The organism is Qipengyuania aestuarii, assembly GCF_019711535.1.
Classification (GTDB): Bacteria; Pseudomonadota; Alphaproteobacteria; order Sphingomonadales; family Sphingomonadaceae; genus Qipengyuania; species Qipengyuania aestuarii.
Map to the genome: position 1 here is coordinate 202,716 of NZ_JAIGNP010000001.1, position 19,952 is coordinate 222,667.

The 19,952-nt window shown below is 57.6% G+C and carries 17 protein-coding genes; 10 read left to right on the forward strand and 7 right to left on the reverse strand.

All coding sequences use genetic code 11. The annotated features are described in order from the left end of the window. Positions 1-35 precede the first annotated feature (35 nt). Positions 36-2,699, forward strand: a complete 2,664-nt coding sequence (gene ppdK, locus K3175_RS01035) for a pyruvate, phosphate dikinase (protein WP_221541521.1) — start codon at positions 36-38, stop codon at positions 2,697-2,699. On the opposite strand, the gene K3175_RS01040 is transcribed toward ppdK, so the two are convergent. After that, complete coding sequence (locus K3175_RS01040; protein WP_221541522.1) at positions 2,696-3,454, reverse strand: class I SAM-dependent methyltransferase; 759 nt, start codon at positions 3,452-3,454, stop codon at positions 2,696-2,698. The genes ppdK and K3175_RS01040 overlap by 4 nt on opposite strands. Before the next feature lie 67 nt (positions 3,455-3,521). Here K3175_RS01040 and K3175_RS01045 point away from each other — a divergent pair, with 67 nt between their 5' ends. The 5 genes from K3175_RS01045 (at position 3,522) to K3175_RS14315 (ending at position 9,188) form a co-directional block, all read left to right on the forward strand. Then, positions 3,522-4,334: a ComF family protein gene (locus tag K3175_RS01045; RefSeq protein ID WP_247710610.1), complete on the forward strand. Its 813-nt coding sequence runs from the start codon at positions 3,522-3,524 to the stop codon at positions 4,332-4,334. A 286-nt stretch (positions 4,335-4,620) separates the two neighbouring features. Further along, positions 4,621-4,995, forward strand: coding sequence for a phosphoribosyl-AMP cyclohydrolase (hisI, locus tag K3175_RS01050; RefSeq protein ID WP_221541523.1), 375 nt, complete (start codon positions 4,621-4,623; stop codon positions 4,993-4,995). Positions 4,996-5,027: 32 nt separating this feature from the next. After that, complete coding sequence (locus tag K3175_RS01055; protein ID WP_221541524.1) at positions 5,028-5,471, forward strand: MerR family transcriptional regulator; 444 nt, start codon at positions 5,028-5,030, stop codon at positions 5,469-5,471. Positions 5,472-5,524: 53 nt separating this feature from the next. After that, positions 5,525-7,330 carry an acyl-CoA dehydrogenase C-terminal domain-containing protein gene (locus K3175_RS01060; RefSeq protein ID WP_221541525.1) on the forward strand — a complete coding sequence of 602 codons (1,806 nt, stop codon included), beginning with the start codon at positions 5,525-5,527 and terminating at the stop codon, positions 7,328-7,330. 214 nt (positions 7,331-7,544) lie between these two features. Then, positions 7,545-9,188 carry a putative bifunctional diguanylate cyclase/phosphodiesterase gene (locus K3175_RS14315; RefSeq protein WP_345719288.1) on the forward strand — a complete coding sequence of 548 codons (1,644 nt, stop codon included), beginning with the start codon at positions 7,545-7,547 and terminating at the stop codon, positions 9,186-9,188. A gap of 39 nt (positions 9,189-9,227) precedes the next feature. Here the strand turns inward: K3175_RS14315 and cysK are convergent, their stop codons facing one another. From cysK to tyrS, 4 genes are all read right to left on the reverse strand, one after another. Beyond that, entirely contained in the window at positions 9,228-10,148 is a 921-nt protein-coding gene (gene cysK, locus K3175_RS01070; protein ID WP_221541527.1) for a cysteine synthase A, read from the reverse strand. Further along, complete coding sequence (locus K3175_RS01075) at positions 10,145-11,425, reverse strand: MFS transporter (protein WP_345719319.1); 1,281 nt, start codon at positions 11,423-11,425, stop codon at positions 10,145-10,147. The genes cysK and K3175_RS01075 overlap by 4 nt, the downstream gene beginning before the upstream one ends. A 120-nt stretch (positions 11,426-11,545) precedes the next feature. Continuing rightward, entirely contained in the window at positions 11,546-11,884 is a 339-nt protein-coding gene (locus tag K3175_RS01080) for a PilZ domain-containing protein (protein WP_221541529.1), read from the reverse strand. A 105-nt stretch (positions 11,885-11,989) separates the two neighbouring features. Beyond that, a complete protein-coding gene (gene tyrS / locus K3175_RS01085) occupies positions 11,990-13,219 on the reverse strand; it encodes a tyrosine--tRNA ligase (RefSeq protein WP_221541530.1) in 1,230 nt (409 codons plus the stop codon). 32 nt (positions 13,220-13,251) lie between these two features. Here tyrS and K3175_RS01090 point away from each other — a divergent pair, with 32 nt between their 5' ends. Both K3175_RS01090 and K3175_RS01095 read left to right on the forward strand, forming a co-directional pair. Next, complete coding sequence (locus tag K3175_RS01090) at positions 13,252-13,794, forward strand: DOMON-like domain-containing protein (RefSeq protein WP_221541531.1); 543 nt, start codon at positions 13,252-13,254, stop codon at positions 13,792-13,794. Further along, the gene (locus tag K3175_RS01095) at positions 13,791-14,993 is read left to right on the forward strand and encodes an exo-beta-N-acetylmuramidase NamZ family protein (protein WP_221541532.1); all 1,203 of its coding nucleotides are present in this window, start codon (positions 13,791-13,793) and stop codon (positions 14,991-14,993) included. The genes K3175_RS01090 and K3175_RS01095 overlap by 4 nt, the downstream gene beginning before the upstream one ends. A gap of 11 nt (positions 14,994-15,004) precedes the next feature. Here the strand turns inward: K3175_RS01095 and K3175_RS01100 are convergent, their stop codons facing one another. After that, complete coding sequence (locus K3175_RS01100; protein WP_221541533.1) at positions 15,005-16,186, reverse strand: vWA domain-containing protein; 1,182 nt, start codon at positions 16,184-16,186, stop codon at positions 15,005-15,007. A gap of 120 nt (positions 16,187-16,306) precedes the next feature. Between K3175_RS01100 and K3175_RS01105 the strand changes: the two genes are divergently transcribed. Then, on the forward strand, positions 16,307-17,707 hold the full coding sequence (locus K3175_RS01105; RefSeq protein WP_221541534.1) for a methyl-accepting chemotaxis protein: 1,401 nt from the start codon (positions 16,307-16,309) through the stop codon (positions 17,705-17,707). Between the two features lie 62 nt (positions 17,708-17,769). Here K3175_RS01105 and K3175_RS01110 read toward each other — a convergent pair whose 3' ends face one another. Continuing rightward, complete coding sequence (locus tag K3175_RS01110) at positions 17,770-18,636, reverse strand: AAA family ATPase (RefSeq protein ID WP_221541535.1); 867 nt, start codon at positions 18,634-18,636, stop codon at positions 17,770-17,772. A 95-nt stretch (positions 18,637-18,731) separates the two neighbouring features. Between K3175_RS01110 and K3175_RS01115 the strand changes: the two genes are divergently transcribed. Further along, a complete protein-coding gene (locus tag K3175_RS01115; protein WP_221541536.1) occupies positions 18,732-19,952 on the forward strand; it encodes a bifunctional alpha/beta hydrolase/OsmC family protein in 1,221 nt (406 codons plus the stop codon).

Consider the following 19,952-nt stretch of genomic DNA (forward strand, 5'->3'; position numbering starts at 1 on the left):
CTGTGTCAACTTGCTTCAGATAGACCGGGATGAATATGAACGATACAGTCTTCACCTTCGGCGGAAATGCCCCGCATACGAATGCAAGGCAGAAGGACAAGACCGTCACGGGCGGCAAGGGGGCCAATCTTGCAGAGATGGCCAGCATCGGCCTCCCGGTTCCTCCCGGCTTCACCATCGCGACCGAAGAATGCCTGAAATATCTCGCGGGCGGCAGCGATTTCTCCGAGAAACTGCGCAGCGACGTGATGGCCGCACTGACCCATGTCGAGAAGACGGTGGGCAAGGGTTTTGGCGATGCCGCCGATCCGCTGCTGGTCTCGGTCCGCTCGGGTGCGGCCGTGTCGATGCCCGGCATGATGGACACCGTTCTCAACCTCGGCCTGAATGACGAGACGGTGCAGGGCCTTGCCCGGACCAGCGGCGACGAGCGCTTCGCCTGGGACAGCTATCGCCGTTTCATCCAGATGTATGGGGATGTGGTGCTCGGCGTCGATCAAGGCCTGTTCGAGGAAGCGCTCGAAATCGCGAAGGAAGACAATGGCTATTACGCCGATACCGAACTCAGCGCCGAAGAGTGGAAGACGCTGGTTGCCGAATACAAATCCATCGTCGAGCAGGAACTGGGCAAGCCTTTCCCGCAGGACCCGGTCGAACAGCTATGGGGCGCCATCAGCGCCGTATTCGACAGCTGGGATACCGAGCGAGCCAAGATCTATCGCCGCCTGAACGACATCCCGCATGACATGGGCACGGCGGTCAATGTGCAGGCGATGGTGTTCGGCAACATGGGCGATACCAGCGCTACGGGCGTTGCCTTCACCCGAGATCCTTCGACCGGCGAGAAAGCCTATTACGGCGAATGGCTGGTCAATGCGCAGGGCGAGGACGTGGTGGCGGGCATCCGCACACCGCAGTACCTGACGAAAGCGGCGCGCGAGGCGGCAGGCGCGGACAAGCCGAGCATGGAAGAGGCCATGCCCGACGCCTTTGCCGAACTGGCGCATCTCTTCGACCTGCTCGAAAAGCATTACAAGGACATGCAGGACATCGAGTTCACCGTGCAGCAGGGCAAGCTGTGGCTGCTCCAGACCCGCAACGGCAAGCGCACGGCCAAGGCCGCGCTCAAGCTGGCGGTCGACATGGTGGGCGAAGGGCTGATCGACGAGAAGACCGCGATCTGCCGCGTCGATCCGATGGCATTGGATCAGCTGCTGCACCCCACGCTCGATCCCGATGCACCGCGCGATGTGCTGACCACCGGGCTCCCGGCATCGCCGGGCGCGGCGAGCGGAAAGATCGTGCTCGATGCCGATACGGCGGAGCTTTGGGCAGGGCGGGGCGAGAAGGTTATTCTCGTCCGCGTCGAGACCAGCCCGGAAGACATTCACGGCATGCACGCCGCCACCGGCATTCTGACGGCGCGCGGCGGGATGACCAGCCACGCCGCCGTGGTGGCACGCGGCATGGGGCGGCCCTGCGTCTCGGGCGCTTCGCAAGTTTCGATTGCGCGTGAAGGGCGCACGTTAACCATCGGAAATCGCGAACTTAAGGAAGGCGACGTCATCACGCTCGATGGCGGCAACGGGCAAATCATGGCTGGCGAGGTGGCGACCATCGAACCCGAGCTCGCCGGAGATTTCGGCACGCTGATGGAGTGGGCTGACAAGCATCGCCGCATGCGTGTTCGTACCAATGCCGAAACCGAAAACGATTGCCGCATGGCGCGCCAGTTCGGTGCGGAAGGTATCGGCCTGTGCCGTACCGAGCATATGTTTTTCGATGCCGACCGCATCAGCGCCGTGCGCCAGATGATCCTGGCGGACAACGAAGCCGGTCGCCGGGCTGCGCTGGATAAACTGCTGCCGGAACAGCGGGCCGATTTCGTCAAGATCTTCGAGGTGATGACGGGCCTGCCGTGCACCATCCGCCTGCTCGATCCGCCGCTGCACGAATTCCTGCCGCATGGCGATGCCGAGTTCGAAGAGCTGTCTTCCGCCACCGGCAAGAGCGTCGATCAGCTTAAGCGGCGCGCCTCGGAACTGCATGAATTCAATCCCATGCTCGGCCATCGCGGCTGCCGTCTCGGCATCACCTATCCCGAAATATACGAGATGCAGGCGCGCGCCATTTTCGAAGCGGCGTGCGAAGTGGCGAAGACGAGCGGCGAGGCACCGGTTCCCGAAGTGATGATTCCGCTGGTCGCGACTCGCAAGGAACTCGACCTGCTCAAGAGCGTGGTGGACCGCGTGGCCGCGGAAGTATTCGAAGCCACCGGTCGCGCGCTCGACTATCTGGTCGGCACGATGATCGAACTGCCGCGCGCTGCGCTGATGGCGGGCGAAATCGCCGAAGTCGGCGAATTCTTCAGCTTCGGTACCAATGACCTCACGCAGACTACGCTGGGCGTTAGCCGCGACGATGCGGGCCGCTTCCTGACCGAATATGTCGACAAGGGCATTTTCGCGCGCGATCCCTTCGTCAGCCTCGACATCGACGGTGTCGGCCAGCTGGTCGAACTGGCCGCGGAACGCGGGCGCAAGACGCGCGGCGATATCAAGCTGGGTATCTGCGGGGAACATGGCGGCGATCCGGCCAGCATCGCCTTCTGCGAGAAGACTGGGCTCGATTACGTCAGCGCGTCGCCCTACCGTGTGCCGATCGCACGGCTTGCTGCCGCTCAGGCGAGCCTTCGTTAGTCTTTCCAGCCGGTTAGGGTCAGTATCTCGAAAGTTTCGATGACACGGTCCTGATCGTTGCTGGCTGTGAGGAACGAGGTCCTGGCACGCTCCAGGGCCGCTTTCCCCAGCGGCGGCGCCGGGCTGGCCAGGCTCGACGTCAGGCCCTGGTCGCGCAGGTCCGACACCAGCCTGTCGAGCGACCGATAGGCCACTTCGAGCGAGCGGCTGTCGACCACCTGCCGCTTGAACAGCGCCCGCTGCATCAGCGCCGATGCCGCGGCATTGTCGACCAGCGGATGCATGCGCGCAGCCGGGCGATTAGGCTCGGCCGCAATGACGGCACGGCGCAAATTGCTCAGACTTCCGGCCCCGATCAGCGAAGCGATCACGATCCCGCCTTCCGCCAGCGCGGTGCGCAGATGGAGCAGGGCACCGGGCAGATCGTTGACCCGGCCGAGCGAGGCCAGGCTGACGATCAGATCGTAGGGCACACCCTCGATCGGCTTTTCTTCGTCGATCGTGCGCACATTCGCCTCGTCCACTTGGGACCCGCGACCGCGCAAGGACAGCGCAAGCGTCCCCGTCCAGTCGCCGATGACCAGCACGCGGGCCGGTTCGAAGCGCATGAATTCGAGCCGGTCGAGAATATCCTCGACCATGTCGTCCAGCACGTAACGGGCCGCATCACGCTGCGACTGGCGGACCATTGCGCGACGAAAGCTGGCCATTCTGCGGTGGCGGCTGAAGATGCGGGGCGGCGCCTTATCTGCCATGGCTAATATCCATGCCGGCCCCCCTGCCGCGCTTGCCACAACCATGCAAGCGGTGCAGCACATCGGTATGGGGAGAATAACCACGATCCGCCGCGCTCTGGCAGAAGGGGCATCACCGCTCGCGGACCTTCTGTATCCGCCGCGCTGTCCTTCCTGCGGCGATGCCATTGGCGCTCAGGGCGGGCTGTGCGCAGCCTGCTGGTCTCAGCTCGTAATCCCGGGTGATCCCTCTTGCGCCGCGTGTCAGCGCCCCTTCGGCGATCATGGCCCACCTCACGGCGCGCTGTGCGGCCCATGCCTCGCCCACCCGCCACTGCATGACGGCATTGCAGCGGGTACGCTCTACACCGACGTGTCGCGCAAACTCGTTCTCGCGCTCAAGCACGGCAGGCGCATCGCTCTCGCGCCGATGCTGGCGCGCCTCATCGCTGCGCGCATTCCGGCCGCCGATAACGATCGGTTGATCATCCCGGTCCCGCTGCATCGCTGGCGCCTGTGGCAGCGCGGGTTCAACCAGGCAGCTTTGTTGGGCAGGGAACTGGCGAGGGCCGGGCATGGCAGGCTTGTGGTCGATGGCCTGACGCGCACACGAGCAACGCCAAGTCTCGGGGGAATGGGGGCGAGGGCACGAACGAAGGTCCTCACCGGCGCCATTGCCGTTACCCGGAAACAGAGCATCGCCGGCCGCAACGTCCTGCTCGTCGATGATGTGCTGACCAGCGGCGCCACTACCACGGCCTGTGTGAAAGCGCTCAAGAAAGCAGGGGCGAAGACAGTGCTGGTAGCCTGTTTCGCCCGCGTGCTCGACGAAGCGCTAGATCAGGCCAGACAAACGAAACGCCCGGAGTCCGAAGACCCCGGGCGCCACGTGACGAAATAAACCGGACCTTGGCGATGCAGCCCCCCAGCATGCATCAGGTCCTATCCCTCATCGTTACCGGATGCGCCGCGTATAACCCCTCGCGGCTGCGGATCCGGGACCCCTGAACCTGGCGCTCTTCTGGCACCGATGCTCCGGTTAGCAGGCTTCACATTACCTGCTGCGCCATTACATTCATCAGAAAGCCCATTACTCAAATAGCCTTCTTGGCCTAAGTCGGATTTTGACCCTGCCTTGTGGCGGTCGTGCAACACACTGTCGTAACTATACAATTTTCGGAGCGCACGTGTCCAAAACCCAGATCGACCGGGAAAAAGGTCCCGAATTCCTACCAAAATTCGACGAGAAAGGTTTGCTCAGCGCCGTCGTGCAGGATCTAGGCACTGGCGAAATACTCATGGTGGCTTTCATGGACCAGGAAGCGATCGATGCGACGTTGCGCACCGGCATCGCTCATTTCCATTCGCGCTCACGAGGCAAGCTGTGGAAGAAAGGCGAGACATCCGGAAATGTCCTGAACGTGGCCGAGATTCTCGTCGACTGCGACCAAGATGCGCTGGTCCTTCGCTGCGAACCGGCCGGCCCGACCTGTCATACCGGAGCGCCAAGCTGTTTCTATCGCAAGCTGGATGATGGCATTCTCCAATCCGTAAAGGCTTGACGCTTACGTAAACGTTTGACTATGAAAAGGGCATGACCCAGCCGCTTACCAATGCCGATACCGATCGTCGTCATGCCGGAGCGCATCTCGAACGCCCCGATAAGCTTGAGCGTGAACAATTTTCGATTTCGGATCTCACCAGCGAGTTTGAATGCACTGCGCGGGCCCTGCGCTTTTACGAGGACGAGGGGCTTATCGCGCCTTCGCGCGTTGGCCTGACAAGGATCTATTCCAAGCGGGACCGCGCGCGGCTTGCTTGGATCATGCGCGCCAAGAATGTCGGTTTCTCGCTGACCGAAATTCGCGAGATGATCGATCTTTACGATCTCGACGACGGTCGCGCCGAGCAGCGCAGGGTCACGCTCGAAAAATGCAAGAAGCATGTTGCCAAACTCAAAGCGCAGCGTGCCGATATCGACAGTTCGATCAAGGAACTTTCAGAATTCATCAATCTGGTCGAAGACCAGCTCGATTAGGGACCCCTCCCGGTTAAAGCCCGACTAAAGTCAATCTTTCCCAAGGACACCCAATGCCCATCTACAACGCCCCCGCTCGCGACGCCCGCTTTATCATCAACGAACTGCTTGATCTGGGCAGCTACGGCAATCTGCCCGGCTTCGAAATGGCGTCCGAGGATGTCGTGGAAGCTGTCATCAACGAAGGTGGCAAATTCTGTTCGGAAGTTTTGGCCCCGTTGAACCGCATCGGTGACGAACATGGCTGCGTGCGCAACGATGACGGCTCGGTCACGACACCTCCGGGGTTCAAGGAGGCGTTCGAGCAATTCAAGGAAGCCGGGTGGGGCACACTTGCTGCGCCCGAAGAGTTTGGCGGCCAAGGTATGCCTCACGTGCTCGGCTTCGTGCTGGAAGAATTCATCTCGAGCGCCAACCAGTCCTTCGGCATGTACCCGGGTCTTACCAACGGCGCGATTTCCGCGCTCATCGCCAAGGGTTCGGATGAGCAGAAGGCGAAGTATCTGCCCAAGATGATCTCCAACCAGTGGACGGGCACGATGAACCTGACCGAACCGCAGTGCGGCACCGATCTGGGCATGATCCGTACCAAGGCTGAGCCTCAGCAGGATGGCAGCTTCTCCATAACCGGGACGAAGATATTCATCTCCGCTGGCGAACACGACATGGCCGAGAACATCATCCATCTGGTGCTTGCCAAGACCCCTGGAGCGCCTGACAGCAGCAAGGGTATCACGCTCTTCGTCGTGCCGAAATTCCTCGTGAACGACGATGGCTCGCTCGGTGATCGCAATGGCGTCAGCTGCGGTTCGATCGAAGAGAAGATGGGCATTCACGGCAATGCCACCTGCGTGCTCAATTACGATGGCGCCAAAGGCTGGATGGTCGGCGAAGAGAACAAGGGTCTCGCAGCCATGTTCATCATGATGAACGCAGCGCGTCTCGGCGTCGGTATTCAGGGCCTGAGCCAGGCCGAAGTCGCTTATCAGAACGCGGTAGCCTATGCGCTCGACCGTCGTCAGGGCCGTGCGCTCACCGGCGCCGCAGAGCCTGAGGCGCAAGCTGATCCGATTTTCGTCCATCCCGACGTTCGCCGGATGCTTATGGATGCCAAGGCCTTTACCGAAGGAATGCGCGCGCTTGCCCTGTGGGGCGGCCTTTTGGTCGATCTGACACACAAGGCGCAAACCGAGGAAGAGCGCGAGGAAGCCGACATGCTGCTCGGCCTGATGACGCCGGTTATCAAGGGCTACGGCACCGACAAGGGCTATGAAGTCGCTACCAACATGCAGCAGGTCTTCGGCGGCCATGGGTACATCGAGGAATGGGGCATGAGCCAGTTCGTCCGCGATGCCCGGATCGCCCAAATCTACGAAGGTACCAATGGCGTTCAGGCGATGGACCTGTGCGGTCGCAAGCTTGCGCAGAAGGGCGGTGCTGCGGTGCAGGCCTTCTTTAAGCATGTCGGCGAGGAAATCGCTGCGGCCAAGGAAGTCGAAGAACTGAAGGATATGGCAGAGCAGCTCGAAAAGGCGCTCGGACAGCAACAGGCCGCCACCATGTGGTTCATGCAGAATGCTATGCAGAACCCCAATCATCTTGGTGCAGGCGCCCATCATTACATGCACATCATGGGCATCGTGACGCTGGGCCTGATGTGGCTGAAAATGGCCAGGGTCGCTGCGACGAAGATTGGCAGCGCAGGCGATGACAAGGCGTTCTATGAACAGAAGCTCGCAACAGCGCGCTATTACATGGATCGCTATCTACCCGACGCTGGCGCTTTGCGCCGTAAACTTGAAGCGGGCAGCGAAAGTCTGATGGCTCTGGGTGAGGATGCTTTTCAGACGGCTGCCTGAGCCTAGAGGCCCACTTTCATATTGTTTTTGAGGGGCGACGCTGTAGCTATACAGCGTCGCCCCTTGGTTTTGAGAAGTTCCAACAGGAACGATCACGGCCTTAAGTACGTAATGGCGTCAGGGTCTGGTTGGGAGATATTCGTTGCTTTAGGTTCAGGGCAATGAAGTAGGGGAACTCGCGGATGAGCGGAACATTTCCGAAAGCATACCCTGCGTGACCATTTTCTCGCGTCTCGTTGCATCCGCCCCGCTCGCTATCCTGTCCACGAATGACGAGGGCATAATTCTCAGTTGGAATTCTGCCGCCGAGAGGATTTTTGGGCATCTGAAGGACGAGGCTGTCGGATCACCCGTGACCATCATCATCCCTGAGCGCTTTCGTAGAGCGCATGAGGCGGGGATGCGGCGGATGCGCGACGGGGGGGAAACAAGGCTTGTTGGAAATACGGTCGAAATCATAGCCCAGCATGCGTCTGGGATGGAATTTCCGGCGGAGCTGACGCTATCCCTTCATCGGGACCGGGGGGAAACCATCGTCGGCGCGCATATCCAGGATATTTCGGAGAGACACGCACGCGAAGCGAATCTAGAACATCTTGCGAAGCACGACGAATTGACTGGGCTTCTAACGCCTAGAGCATTCCTGAACACCACCCGGGAATTTTTGGCTGACGGTGAGACACCGGGGCTACTGATAATTGATCTCGACAATTTCAAGGCCATCAATGACTCTCTCGGCCACCCGGCCGGCGATGCGCTTCTTCAATCCATTGCAGTGAGATTGAGACTGAATGCAGATCCTGCATGGCGCATCGCGCGAATGGGGGGAGACGAATTTGCAATTCTTATCCCTGGTCCCTGTACCGAGGAAGCGGTGGGAAGTGCGGCAGATCGAGTCCTCGAAACCTTGTCTGATCAGTTTCGAATATTCGAGCATCAGTTCTCGATTGCTGGCAGCGTGGGGGGCGCGGTAGTCGATGAATTCAATGAGGATGCCGAGACGCTCTTGCTCCATGCCGATCTGGCGATGTTCGCCGCCAAGAAGCAAGGAAAGTCTCGCCGAGTTTTCGATTCCGAAATGCGTGCCGAACACGCGCAGCAGAGATTATTACAGGCTGATTTGGTGGGTTCAGTCGAGAAAGGCCAGTGGGAGTTACTCTTCCAACCGCAAATCGACATCAGGAATGCCGCATTAATTGGCGCGGAAGCGCTCCTCCGCTGGAACCATCCTGATCTGGGCTTGCTGCGCCCCTCCAGCTTCATGGGCTTTCTGGACACGCATGTCATTGCTCAGGAACTCGGAGATTGGATAATCGAAGATGCATGCAGGTTTCTAGCCGAATGCCGCAATGCAGGACTAAATCTGCCGAGCGTAGCTTGTAACCTTTTCCCCATACAGGCGCAGTCACATAGGTTGTCCTCTTCAGTACCTCGAATACTTGAGAAGTACGGTTTACAGCCCAAAGATGTAGAATTTGAGGTCACCGAGCAGACGACGCTGCGCAGCGATAAGGAAAGTCTGTCGCATCTCATGACGCTCTATGATGCTGGCCATAAGATTACGCTCGACGATTTCGGCACCGGTTACGCATCTCTCACGACTTTGCAGTCACTCCCCCTGACAGGGATCAAGATCGACAAGAGATTCGTAGCAGACTTCCTAACCGACACGCCAAGCGAAGCGATTATCGCAGGTATGATTGCCGTCGCCGAGTGCATGGAAATCGAAGTGGTTGGGGAAGGTGTTGAGACAGAAGAACAGCGCGCCCGGTTACAGGAGATGGGCTGCTACAAGGCGCAGGGCTATCTCTTCGCCAAGCCGCTCACGAGAGCCGCTTTTTTCGCCAATTATGGTTGAAGTCGAGGCCAACTCAATGAGCTGGCCTCGAAAGTATTCTTAACTGTTGGGAAGGAACTCTGGCACTGACAGATACCGTTCGCCGGTATCGTAGTTGAACCCAAGCACGCGACTACCGTTAGCCAGCTCCGGTAGTTTCTTCGCAATTGCAGCCAATGTCGCGCCGCTTGAGATACCTACCAGCAAGCCCTCGATCGCCGCAGATTTTCTTGCCCACTCCTTGGCGTCTTCCGGGTCAACCTGAATGGCGCCGTCGATGGATTGCGTATGCAGGTTTTCCGGTACGAAACCGGCACCGATTCCTTGGATCGGATGTGGACCGGGCTGGCCCCCGCTTATCACGGGTGAGCCGGCGGGCTCTACCGCATAGGCCTTCATATCGGGCCATTTTTCTTTCAGCACTTCGGCGCAACCAGTGAGGTGGCCGCCGGTGCCGACTCCGGTGATCATCACGTCGATCGGCTCATTTTCGAAGTCGGCAAAAATTTCCTGCGCCGTTGTCCGTTTATGCACTTCAAAGTTGCTCGGGTTGTCAAACTGGCTTGGCATCCATGCGCCATCCGTCTGTTCAACCAATTCAGCTGCCCGGGAGATCGCTCCCTTCATGCCACCTTCCTTGGGCGTAAGATCGAACGTAGCGCCATAGGCCAGCATCAGACGCCGCCGCTCGAGGCTCATGCTTTCGGGCATGACCAGGACAAGCTTGTAGCCCTTAACGGCGGCAGCCATGGCGAGGCCAATGCCGGTGTTGCCGCTGGTCGGCTCGATAATGGTGCCGCCAGGCTTTAGCTTCCCCGATTTTTCCGCATCTTCTACCATCGCGAGACCGATGCGATCCTTGATCGAACCGCCAGGATTGGCACGCTCGCTCTTCACCCAGACTTCATGGTCGGGGAACAGGCGCGACAGGCGGATGTGCGGGGTGTTTCCAATGGTTTCGAGGATGGATTGGGCTTTCATGGAATCTGCTCCTGCAGCTTTTCTTCTGGTAATTCCCGATTGGGCTGTTGCCCTACCAATTCATCAGGCGGGTCGAAGGTCCGCGTTGTGCGCAGAACGGGAAAGATTTTCGTCCAAGCGGCGACAGTGATGATTGCGCCAGCGCCTCCGGTTACGACCGCCGCGACCGGCCCCAGCGCATAAGCAAGGCTGCCGGAGAAGAAATCACCGAACTCGTTTGATGCGCTTATCGTCAGCAAGCTAACCGAAGATACACGCCCGCGTTTCTCGTCGGGGGTATGCAACTGGATGAGCGACTGCCGGATATAGACGCTGAACATATCCGCCGCCCCGACAATGAAGAGCATGGCGAGACTCAACGGCATTGAGGTCGAGAGACCGAAGACGATCGTGGCGAGACCGAACACAGCGACCGCCCAGAGCATTCGTGGGCCGACATTGGTTTTCAGGGGCCGGAAGCTGAATATCAGCGCGGTAAGAGCCGCACCGACGGCGGGCGCCATGGCGAGCTGCGCAAGACCCGTCTCGCCGACTTTGAGGATGTCGCGGGCATAGACCGGAAAAAGCGCGGTCGCGCCGGCAAGAAAAACGGCGAAGAGATCGAGCGTGATCGCACCGAGCACCATTTTGTTTCGCACAACGTAGCGCAAGCCTTCGACCATCGCATGTATCGGCTGCTGGTTCTGCGGGCGAGGTGGTTGCGGGACTTTGCCGATGAAGGACAGCGCTGTCATCGCGAAGACGAACAATCCTGCTGCAATCAGATAAGGAAGCGAAGGGAAGATCGCATAGGTATAGCCGCCGACGGCAGGGCCCACGATCATGCCGGTCTGCCAGCTTATGCTCGACAGCGCGATGGCATTTGGCAGGATTGCCTTTGGCACGAGATTGGGGGCAAGGGCGGACATCGCCGGGCCGTTGAATGCTCGCACTATTCCGAGCACGATTGCCACGGCATAGATCGACCAAAGGGCGATGCTGTCACTCCACGTCAGCCAAGCGAGGGCGCTGGCGCACAATAGCTGCAGTGCGATAGTCGCGCGCCCCACGTTGCGTCGGTCGAAATGGTCAGCGGCCCATCCCGAAAAGGGGGTGAGCAAAAACAATGGCACAAATTGAAGGAGGCCGATCAATGCCAGCTGACCGGAAGCTTCGGCCACATCCATCCCGCTGTCTCGGGCAATATTGTACGTCTGCCAGCCAATGATCAGCATCATCGCATATTGCCCGAGAGTCATGGTCAATCGCGCGAGCCAGTAGGCGCGGAAGTTTGCGATTCTTAGCGGCGATGCTTGGGGCTTGGGCGCGGTGTCTGTTTTCACGCCAGACGCATGGCAGGCCCGCCAACCATTGTGAAGACGAGCCTGCTTTTATTTCTAGAAGTAACTCTTAACTCTTTACCGCATCTTACGCAGTCGCGGATTTGGCTGCAAAGTATCGATCAGTGACAGAAAATCGTCGACGCGAATGATCCGTTCGAACTGAAAACCGGCGCGGTTGTCCCGGCACCATATACAATAGGCCTCAATGCGCCCGATCACGGGCAGGCGAACGACAAGACGTTCGCCCCGGCCCACATTATCGGCATCGTCGATCATGAATCCATTGGCTGAGATGTTCGCAATATGCATGCTGACATCGCCGCGGCCGAAATATTCAGCGATCACTGGATGATCAACAGGATGCCGCGCCATGCGCCGCTGGTCGGTTACGCTCAGTTGTGCTCCTGCGCTCATCCGCTTGAACCTTAAAATATTTACCCCAGAACGCATTCGTCAAAAAAGGCGAATATTTGGTAAACCGACCGGAAATATTTGCCGATAGAATCTGAGCGCCAAGCCCTATCGCCGGATAATCGCGTGCTTTTTCTTGCCTAACGAAAGCTTGCGCTCGGTACTCGGTGCGACCTCGACCAGGTAACTCGGATCGTTAACCGTCATCCCGTCGAGCTTGACCGCGTTCTCCGCCAGCTTGCGTTTTGCTTCCCCGCCCGATGCAGTGAAGCCGAGGCCTGTAAGCACTGCGCCTATCCTCATTCCTTCTTCGCCAACATCGATCGAGGGAAGGTCCTCTCCGGCGCCGCCGCCGGCAAAAGTTTTTGCTGCAGTCTTTTCAGCGCTATCTGCAGCGTCACGCCCGCGCACAAGCGCTGTGACCTCATTGGCGAGTACAGTCTTCGCGTGGTTGATTTCCGCCCCTTGGAGAGATTCGAGCTTGGCAATTTCGTCGAGTGGCAGATCGGTGAACAGGCGAAGGAATCGGCCAACGTCACGATCGTCGACATTGCGCCAATACTGCCAGAAATCATAGTTCGGCAGCTGCGCCTCGTTAAGCCATACTGCTCCGGCGGCCGTCTTGCCCATCTTGGCCCCATCTGCAGTCGTCAGCAGCGGGGTGGTGAGGCCGAAAAGCTCCCGCCCATCCATTCGGCGCGCAAGTTCCATACCGTTGACGATATTTCCCCATTGATCACTCCCGCCCATTTGCAGCCGACAACCATATCGCTGCGCCAGTTCCCGGTAATCGTAGGCTTGCAAGATCATGTAATTGAACTCGAGGAAAGTCAGCGGTTGTTCCCGGTCGAGGCGAAGTTTGACCGAGTCGAAGGTGAGCATTCGGTTGACCGTAAAGTGTGGGCCAACATCGCGCAGCAGTTCGATGTAGCCAAGTTTGCTCAGCCATTCGTCATTGTTCACCATCACAGCGTCGGTGGGCCCATCACCGAAGGTCAGCAGTCGCTTGAACACCGTGAATATCCCGGCGACATTATCTTCGATAATCTCGTCGGTCATCATTCGGCGACTTTCATCCCGACCACTTGGATCACCGATTTTTCCGGTTCCGCCTCCCATAACCACGATCGGTTTATGGCCTGCCTGCTGAAGGCGGCGAAGCATCATTATCTGGACCAAGCTACCGATATGTAACGACGGCGCAGTGGGGTCGAAGCCGATATAGCCGGGTATGACTTGCTGCTTTGCAAGTGCGTCCAGCCCTTCAGGGTCGGTAATCTGGTGGATATAACCGCGCTCTTCGAGCAGACGCAGAAGTTCGGATTGGTAAGTGCTCATGATGGAGCGTCCGCTAGCATGGGGATTTCGAATTGGAAACGCATGAACTCGTCGCCCACGAGGCCTATCCGCCAGCGGATGTGACCTCTGTCACCGCCCGGATCGTGTCGCGTGATACGAATTGGTTGCAGCTTCGCTGGCGGATTGAAGGTGCCAGCAAACTCTTGATACCGCGTCTCGCAGGCAAGGGCAGGGCGGATGAGCTCTGGCGCACGACGTGTTTTGAGATTTTTCTAAAGCCCCATGGGGGCAGTTCCTACTGCGAGTTCAACCTATCGCCGTCCGAACGCTGGGCTGCCTACGATTTCTCAGCACCCCGAGAGGCAATGACAGATCGGCCAGTTGTCATTGAGCCAGCATGCACAATCCGGCAGGGCAGCAGCTTCGCTATTTTCGATGCGGCAATTCCTGAAAGTGCGTTACCTGCCACTGCTTGTGCCGTTGGCCTGTCGTGCATTTTGGAAGAGCAAGGCGGGATCAAGAGTTTCTGGGCATTGAGCCACAATAAGGATCAACCGGATTTTCATGATCCGACTTGCTTCGCCGCCTGCCTTGATGCACCAGCAGGGATATGAAATTCGGGATCGACCGCCTTCTCACCGATAGCGATTTGCAAAAACAGTTGAGCGGCAAGCGCGTGTCTCTCGTCGCGCATCCTGCCTCCGTGACAGCGCAACTGGATCATTCGCTCGACGCGTTGATCGACCGCGGCATTAACGTAGTCAGTGCATTCGGCCCTCAACACGGGCTCAAAGGCGATAAGCAGGACAATATGGTCGAAACTGCGGATGAAAATGATCCGCAATACGATATTCCGATTTTCAGCCTCTATGGAGAGGTCCGCCGCCCCACTGGCCAGGCGATGTCGACAGCCGACGTATTTCTATTCGACCTCCAGGATTTGGGGTGCCGAATTTATACGTTCGTCACCACGCTCCTCTACATTCTCGAGGAGGCAGCGAAAACGGGAAAGTCGGTTTGGGTGCTTGATAGACCAAATCCCGCCGGCGGCCCAGTAGAAGGTACTTTACTGTTACCGGGGCATGAAAGTTTCGTCGGCGCGGCGCCAATGGTTATGCGTCATGGTATGACTATGGGCGAGATGGGCCACTGGTTTGTTCATCATTTCGGACTCGATGTCGATTATCGGGTGATCGAGATGGAGGGATGGAAACCTGGGCAGGCGCCGGGTTTCGGCTGGCCAGAAAGCAGGGTCTGGATCAATCCCAGCCCCAATGCCGCAAGTGTCAACATGGCCCGAGCATATGCGGGAACGGTGATGCTGGAGGGAACAAATCTGAGCGAGGGGAGGGGGACCACACGCCCCCTCGAAATCCTTTTCGGCGCCCCAGACATAAATGCTCTTGCTGTTCTGGATGAAATGGAGCGTCTGGCTCCGGCCTGGTTACGCGGTTGCAAACTGCGCGAATGCTGGTTCGAACCTACTTTTCACAAGCACGCCGGCAAGCTTTGCAATGGCCTGATGATCCATGCGGAAGGCCCCTACTATGATCATCACGAATTCAAGCCTTGGAGACTGCAAGCTCTCGCTTTCAAAGCGATCCGCAGCATCTATTCCGACTATGATATCTGGCGTGATTTTCCATATGAGTATGAATTCGATCGCCTAGCAATCGATGTCATAAACGGTGGTCCCGCTTTGCGCGAGTGGGTCGATGACAGTGAGGCCACACCAGATGATCTCGACACGCTGGCCAGGCATGACGAGGAAAGCTGGCGGCAAACCATCGCTCGGCATCTAATCTACGGCTAAAAGGCCCTTGTTCAGCCCTGCTTCCGGCTCAGCTCGCGCATGGCGTCATCCAGCCCGTCCAACGTAAGAGGGTACATGCGATCATTTACCAAGTGTTTCAAAATCTTGGTCGATTGCGAATATCCCCATTGCTTTTCGGGTACCGGATTGAGCCAGACAGTTGCGGGATAGGTGCTAACCACTCTTTGCATCCAGGTGGCCCCGGCTTCCTCATTCATATGCTCGACACTACCGCCCGGATGCGTGATTTCGTACGGACTCATGGCTGCATCCCCGACGAATACTATCTTGTAGTCGTGTCCATATTTATGAAGAACATCCCACGTTTTTGTTCGCTCCTGCCACCGGCGGCGGTTGTCCTTCCAGACCCCCTCATAAAGGCAATTGTGGAAGTAAAAGAACTCCAGGTTCTTGAATTCGCTGGTTGCGGCACTGAAAAGCTCTTCGGTTACCTTGATAAACGGGTCCATTGAGCCGCCCACATCGAGAAATAGCAGTAATTTGACAGCATTTCGCCTTTCAGGGCGCATGCGAATGTCTAGCCACCCTTGCTTTGCGGTGCCCTCGATGGTCGCATCGATGTCAAGTTGATCGGCAGCCCCTTCGCGGGCGAAGCGGCGGAGGCGACGAAGCGCCATCTTGATATTCCGCGTGCCGAGTTCCTTGGTGTTATCGAGATTTTTGAACTCTCGCTTGTCCCACACCTTGATTGCCCGTTTATGTCGGCTTTCACCGCCGATCCGCACGCCTTCTGGATTGTAGCCAGAATTTCCAAAGGGGCTGGTCCCGCCCGTTCCTATCCATTTATTGCCGCCCTGATGGCGCTTCTCCTGCTCCTCAAGGCGCTTCTTCAGGGTCTCCATGATTTCATCCCAGTCGCCCAGGCTCTTGATCTTTTCCATCTCCTCCTCGGAAAGGAATCTCTCGGCTACGGATTTCAGCCAGTCTTCGGGAATATCGACGGGGTTTTGGCCGTAGTCAGACATGATGCCTTTGAAGACTTTAGAAAAAACCTGGTCGAAGCGGTCGAGTAGACCTTCGTCTTTCACAAACGTAGCGCGGCTGAGATAGTAGAAACTTTCCGGTGATTGACCAATTACCTCACGATCTAGTGCTTCCAGCAGAGTCAGGTGTTCTTTGAAACTTGCGGGAATTCCCGCCGCCCGCAATTCGTCGACGAAATTTAAAAACATAAGCGAATTCAACCTGAATTTTTGGCGATATCAAGGCCATGGGGCCCATTCGTTTAACGGTCCGCTAACCAATTATCATTACTCGGAATCCTGAACAGGACAATGAGGGGTCCCGACCAGATGGAAATCAGTCCAATCGATACTGCAACTGCTTCTGCGCTCAACAGCATACCAGAGGCGTGTGGCAAGGTCACTGTCGGTTGCAGTGACGTCGCGGGTATCGTCCAGGCCGTGCTCGACAGTTCAGGAGTTCTGCGAGCGGAACACGTCGAACTTCAGGGCACCGTTCGCGAACTGGAAGCCGACCAGCGCAAGGTGGCCGAAGCCAGCGACGAAGCGAGAATTCTTTCTGCCCGAGCGATCGAGCGATTGAACATGGGGACGACCCAGATTCAGTCATCGTTGCAGCAGATTACCAACCTTCTCGACCTTGTCGAAACCTTGGCCACTCATGTGACCGGATTTGCCGCTGCGATGGACCAGGTCAAGCGGTGCTCGCAGGATATCGAGCAGATAGCCGAAACCACGAATATCTTGGCGCTCAACGCGACAATCGAAGCCATGAGGGCTGGAGAAGCAGGAAGAACCTTCGCGGTCGTGGCGAACGAAGTGAAGACGCTTGCGGGCGAAACGCGCAAGGCCACCGATGAAATCTCAGAGGTGATCGAAACGCTGGGTAGCGAAGCATCTACAGTTATCGAGCGCATCGAGGCTGGGGCGAAAGCTTCGAACGAAGCCAAGACCTCCGTTGCGAGTATCGATGCGACGATCTCTGGCGTCAGCCAACTCGTCGAGGAAGTCGATCAGCAAAACGATCAGATCACGCGCGCGACAGGCATGATGACAGAGCATGTAGACCGTGTTTCGAGCGTGCTGGAAAGCTACGATCGCGCAGCAAATGAGAATGAACAGCGCCTAGAAACCGCTCACGAGCGTATCGAGGAGCTCGAACTAACTGCCAGCGAAATGTTCGACCGGATCGTCAAGGCCGGCCTTTCGCCGCAGGACAGCGAAATGGTCCAGCAGGCGCAGGAATTCGCCCAGCAAATCACGCAGCAAGCCGAAGATGCGGTTGCGAGCGGTTCTCTCAGGATGGAGCAATTGTTCGATCAGGATTACCGTTTGGTACCGGGTACCAACCCGGAACTCTACCGAACGAGCCTTTCCGATTGGGCAGACGCGAACTGGCGTCCGATCAATGATAAGGTTGTCGCGCAAGGCGGAAGCATCATGATGTGCTCACAGGCCGACCTAAACGGCTTCCTGCCCACTCACCTCAGCGATCGTTCGCGCAAGCCGACTGGTGATCTTGCGCATGATACAAAATATTGCCGCAACGGCCGTATCATGGTCGCGAATACCGATTTGTTGGCTCGTGCAAGTTCAGGGCCTTACACAATGGCCGTGTATCGCCAGGAGGGCGATGGCAAAAACTACATGGTCGTCCGAAATGTCTACGTGCCGATCGTTGTGAATGGCCGCCGATGGGGCGATTTCGAATTGGCCTACAGCTTCAACTGACTCCTGCGTCAGCAGCAACGCACCCCGGTAAGGGGAATGCGTTGCTGCAACCAGGCGTAAATCTAGCTTTGCCGACGAGCCATAAAGGCGAGGCGCTCAAACATCATGATGTCCTGCTCGTTCTTGAGCAGCGCGCCATGCAGCGGCGGAATAGCGCTGTTGGGATTGCTGTCGTGGAGGACTTCAAGCGGCATGTCTTCATTAAGAAGCAATTTGAGCCAGTCGAGCAATTCGCTCGTGCTCGGCTTCTTTTTCAACCCTGGCACTTCCCGTAATTCGTAAAACATCTCCATCGCCTTGGTGACGAGGTTTTTCTGGATGTTCGGGAAATGGACCTCGATGATCTCACGCATCGTCTCGTGGTCGGGGAATTTGATGTAGTGAAAGAAGCACCTGCGCAGGAATGCGTCGGGCAGCTCTTTCTCGTTATTCGAGGTAATCACGACGATCGGGCGCTCTTTCGCTTCGATCCGCTCGTGCGTTTCGTAGACATCGAAGCTCATGCGGTCGAGTTCCTGCAGCAAATCGTTGGGAAACTCGATATCTGCTTTGTCGATTTCGTCGATCAGTAGGACGGGTAATTCCGGGGATGTAAAAGCCTCCCACAATTTGCCCTTTTTGATGTAATTCGAAATATCATGAACGCGTTCATCGCCGAGTTGCCCATCACGTAGCCGCGCCACCGCATCGTATTCATACAGGCCCTGCTGCGCCTTCGTGGTCGACTTAACGTTCCATTCGATCAGCGGAGCATCGAGTGCTTTAGCGATTTCGTGGGCCAGAACCGTTTTTCCTGTTCCCGGCTCGCCTTTTACCAACAGCGGCCTTCTCAACAGCACGGCAGCATTTACCGCAACCTTGAGATCTTCGGTAGCGATGTAGGATTGAGTGCCCTCGAAACGGGTCTGGTCGGTGGTCGTGTCGGCCATAAGTCTTTCCTTGCAACTTTACCTAAACGTTAGGGTGAGGGCACGGTGAGGGCAAGGGGCGTTGCAATCGCCACTGCTGCGTGCATTAGGGGACCATGCCGACAGAAACTCTCGCGATCCGTGCTGCTGCGGGTCATGAACTTAGCGGATCGCTCGAACTGCCGACCGGCCTAGTCCGCGGCGCAGCGCTATTCGCACACTGCTTCACTTGTACGAAGGATAGTAAGGCGGCGGTCAGCATTGCCCGAGCTTTGGCGAGAGAAGGGATCGCTACGCTGCGATTCGATTTTACGGGATTGGGCGGGAGCGAGGGCGATTTCGGTCGCGCTGGCTTTGCCACCGACGTGTCGGACCTCGTGATGGCCGCCAAAGTTTTATTTGAAAGGTTTGCCCAACCGATCCTTATGGTGGGCCATAGCCTGGGCGGTGCAGCGGTACTGGCTGCTGCCGACGAGATCGGTTTCGATCGCATAGCTGCGATAGCGACGATTGGGGCCCCGGCTGACGTTCCGCATGTACTGACGAACATCAACGGTGACTTGGAGGCAATCCGCCTGACGGGCGAGGGGCCTGTACGCATCGCCGGGCGCGAATTCAGCCTGAGCCGTGAATTTATTGAAAGGGTCGAGAGCGCCGACTTGCTCGCGGAAGTCGCGCGCCTGCGGAAGCCTCTGATGTTTCTGCATTCGCCGACAGACGATGTAGTCGGTATCGATAACGCCAGCAGCCTCTTCAATGCTGCAAAACATCCTAAAAGCTTTGTCAGTCTCGAAGGGGCAGGCCACCTTCTTCTGCAACCTGAAGATGCCAATTTTGCGGCCAATGTCATCGCTGCTTGGGCAAGCCGCTATCTTCCCCTCAGCCATGATTGGCCGCTACCCGAAGAGGGAGTGGTCACCTGCATGGGGCACGGCAAATTCGGCACAGAAATTCATACCACCAGCCATCGCTTCGTTGCCGATGAACCGGACTCTTATGGTGGGGACGACAGCGGACCCACGCCTTACGACCTGCTGCTTGGCGCCTTGGGTGCTTGCACCTCGATGACCATGGGAATGTACGCACAGCGTAAGAATTGGCCGCTGGACGGAGTGAAAATTCATCTCACCCATTCGCGAGATCATGCGAAAGATTGCGAACAATGTGTCGCCGAGGAAGATGGAATGCCGCATCAGCTCATAACGCGCGCCATTTCGATTAATGGGCCCGGATTAACTGAGGAGCAGCGAGACAGGTTACTGGAAATTGCTGACAAGTGCCCGGTCCATCGGACACTGGAAAGCCGGATCAGCGTGGAGACCAAACTTGTAGATTAG

What these genes read in the sequence shown, in the direction of transcription:
- K3175_RS01040 (WP_221541522.1), bottom strand. Translation starts at nt 3,454, where the DNA reads ATGGCAGATAAGGCGCCGCCCCGCATCTTCAGCCGCCACCGCAGAATG.
- K3175_RS01105 (WP_221541534.1), top strand. Translation starts at nt 16,307, where the DNA reads ATGGAAATCAGTCCAATCGATACTGCAACTGCTTCTGCGCTCAACAGC.
- tyrS (WP_221541530.1), bottom strand. Translation starts at nt 13,219, where the DNA reads ATGAGCACTTACCAATCCGAACTTCTGCGTCTGCTCGAAGAGCGCGGT.
- cysK (WP_221541527.1), bottom strand. Translation starts at nt 10,148, where the DNA reads ATGAAAGCCCAATCCATCCTCGAAACCATTGGAAACACCCCGCACATC.
- K3175_RS01080 (WP_221541529.1), bottom strand. Translation starts at nt 11,884, where the DNA reads ATGAGCGCAGGAGCACAACTGAGCGTAACCGACCAGCGGCGCATGGCG.
- K3175_RS01100 (WP_221541533.1), bottom strand. Translation starts at nt 16,186, where the DNA reads ATGTTTTTAAATTTCGTCGACGAATTGCGGGCGGCGGGAATTCCCGCA.
- ppdK (WP_221541521.1), top strand. Translation starts at nt 36, where the DNA reads ATGAACGATACAGTCTTCACCTTCGGCGGAAATGCCCCGCATACGAAT.
- K3175_RS01045 (WP_247710610.1), top strand. Translation starts at nt 3,522, where the DNA reads ATGGGGAGAATAACCACGATCCGCCGCGCTCTGGCAGAAGGGGCATCA.
- K3175_RS01055 (WP_221541524.1), top strand. Translation starts at nt 5,028, where the DNA reads ATGACCCAGCCGCTTACCAATGCCGATACCGATCGTCGTCATGCCGGA.
- K3175_RS01110 (WP_221541535.1), bottom strand. Translation starts at nt 18,636, where the DNA reads ATGGCCGACACGACCACCGACCAGACCCGTTTCGAGGGCACTCAATCC.
- K3175_RS01060 (WP_221541525.1), top strand. Translation starts at nt 5,525, where the DNA reads ATGCCCATCTACAACGCCCCCGCTCGCGACGCCCGCTTTATCATCAAC.
- K3175_RS01115 (WP_221541536.1), top strand. Translation starts at nt 18,732, where the DNA reads ATGCCGACAGAAACTCTCGCGATCCGTGCTGCTGCGGGTCATGAACTT.
- K3175_RS01095 (WP_221541532.1), top strand. Translation starts at nt 13,791, where the DNA reads ATGAAATTCGGGATCGACCGCCTTCTCACCGATAGCGATTTGCAAAAA.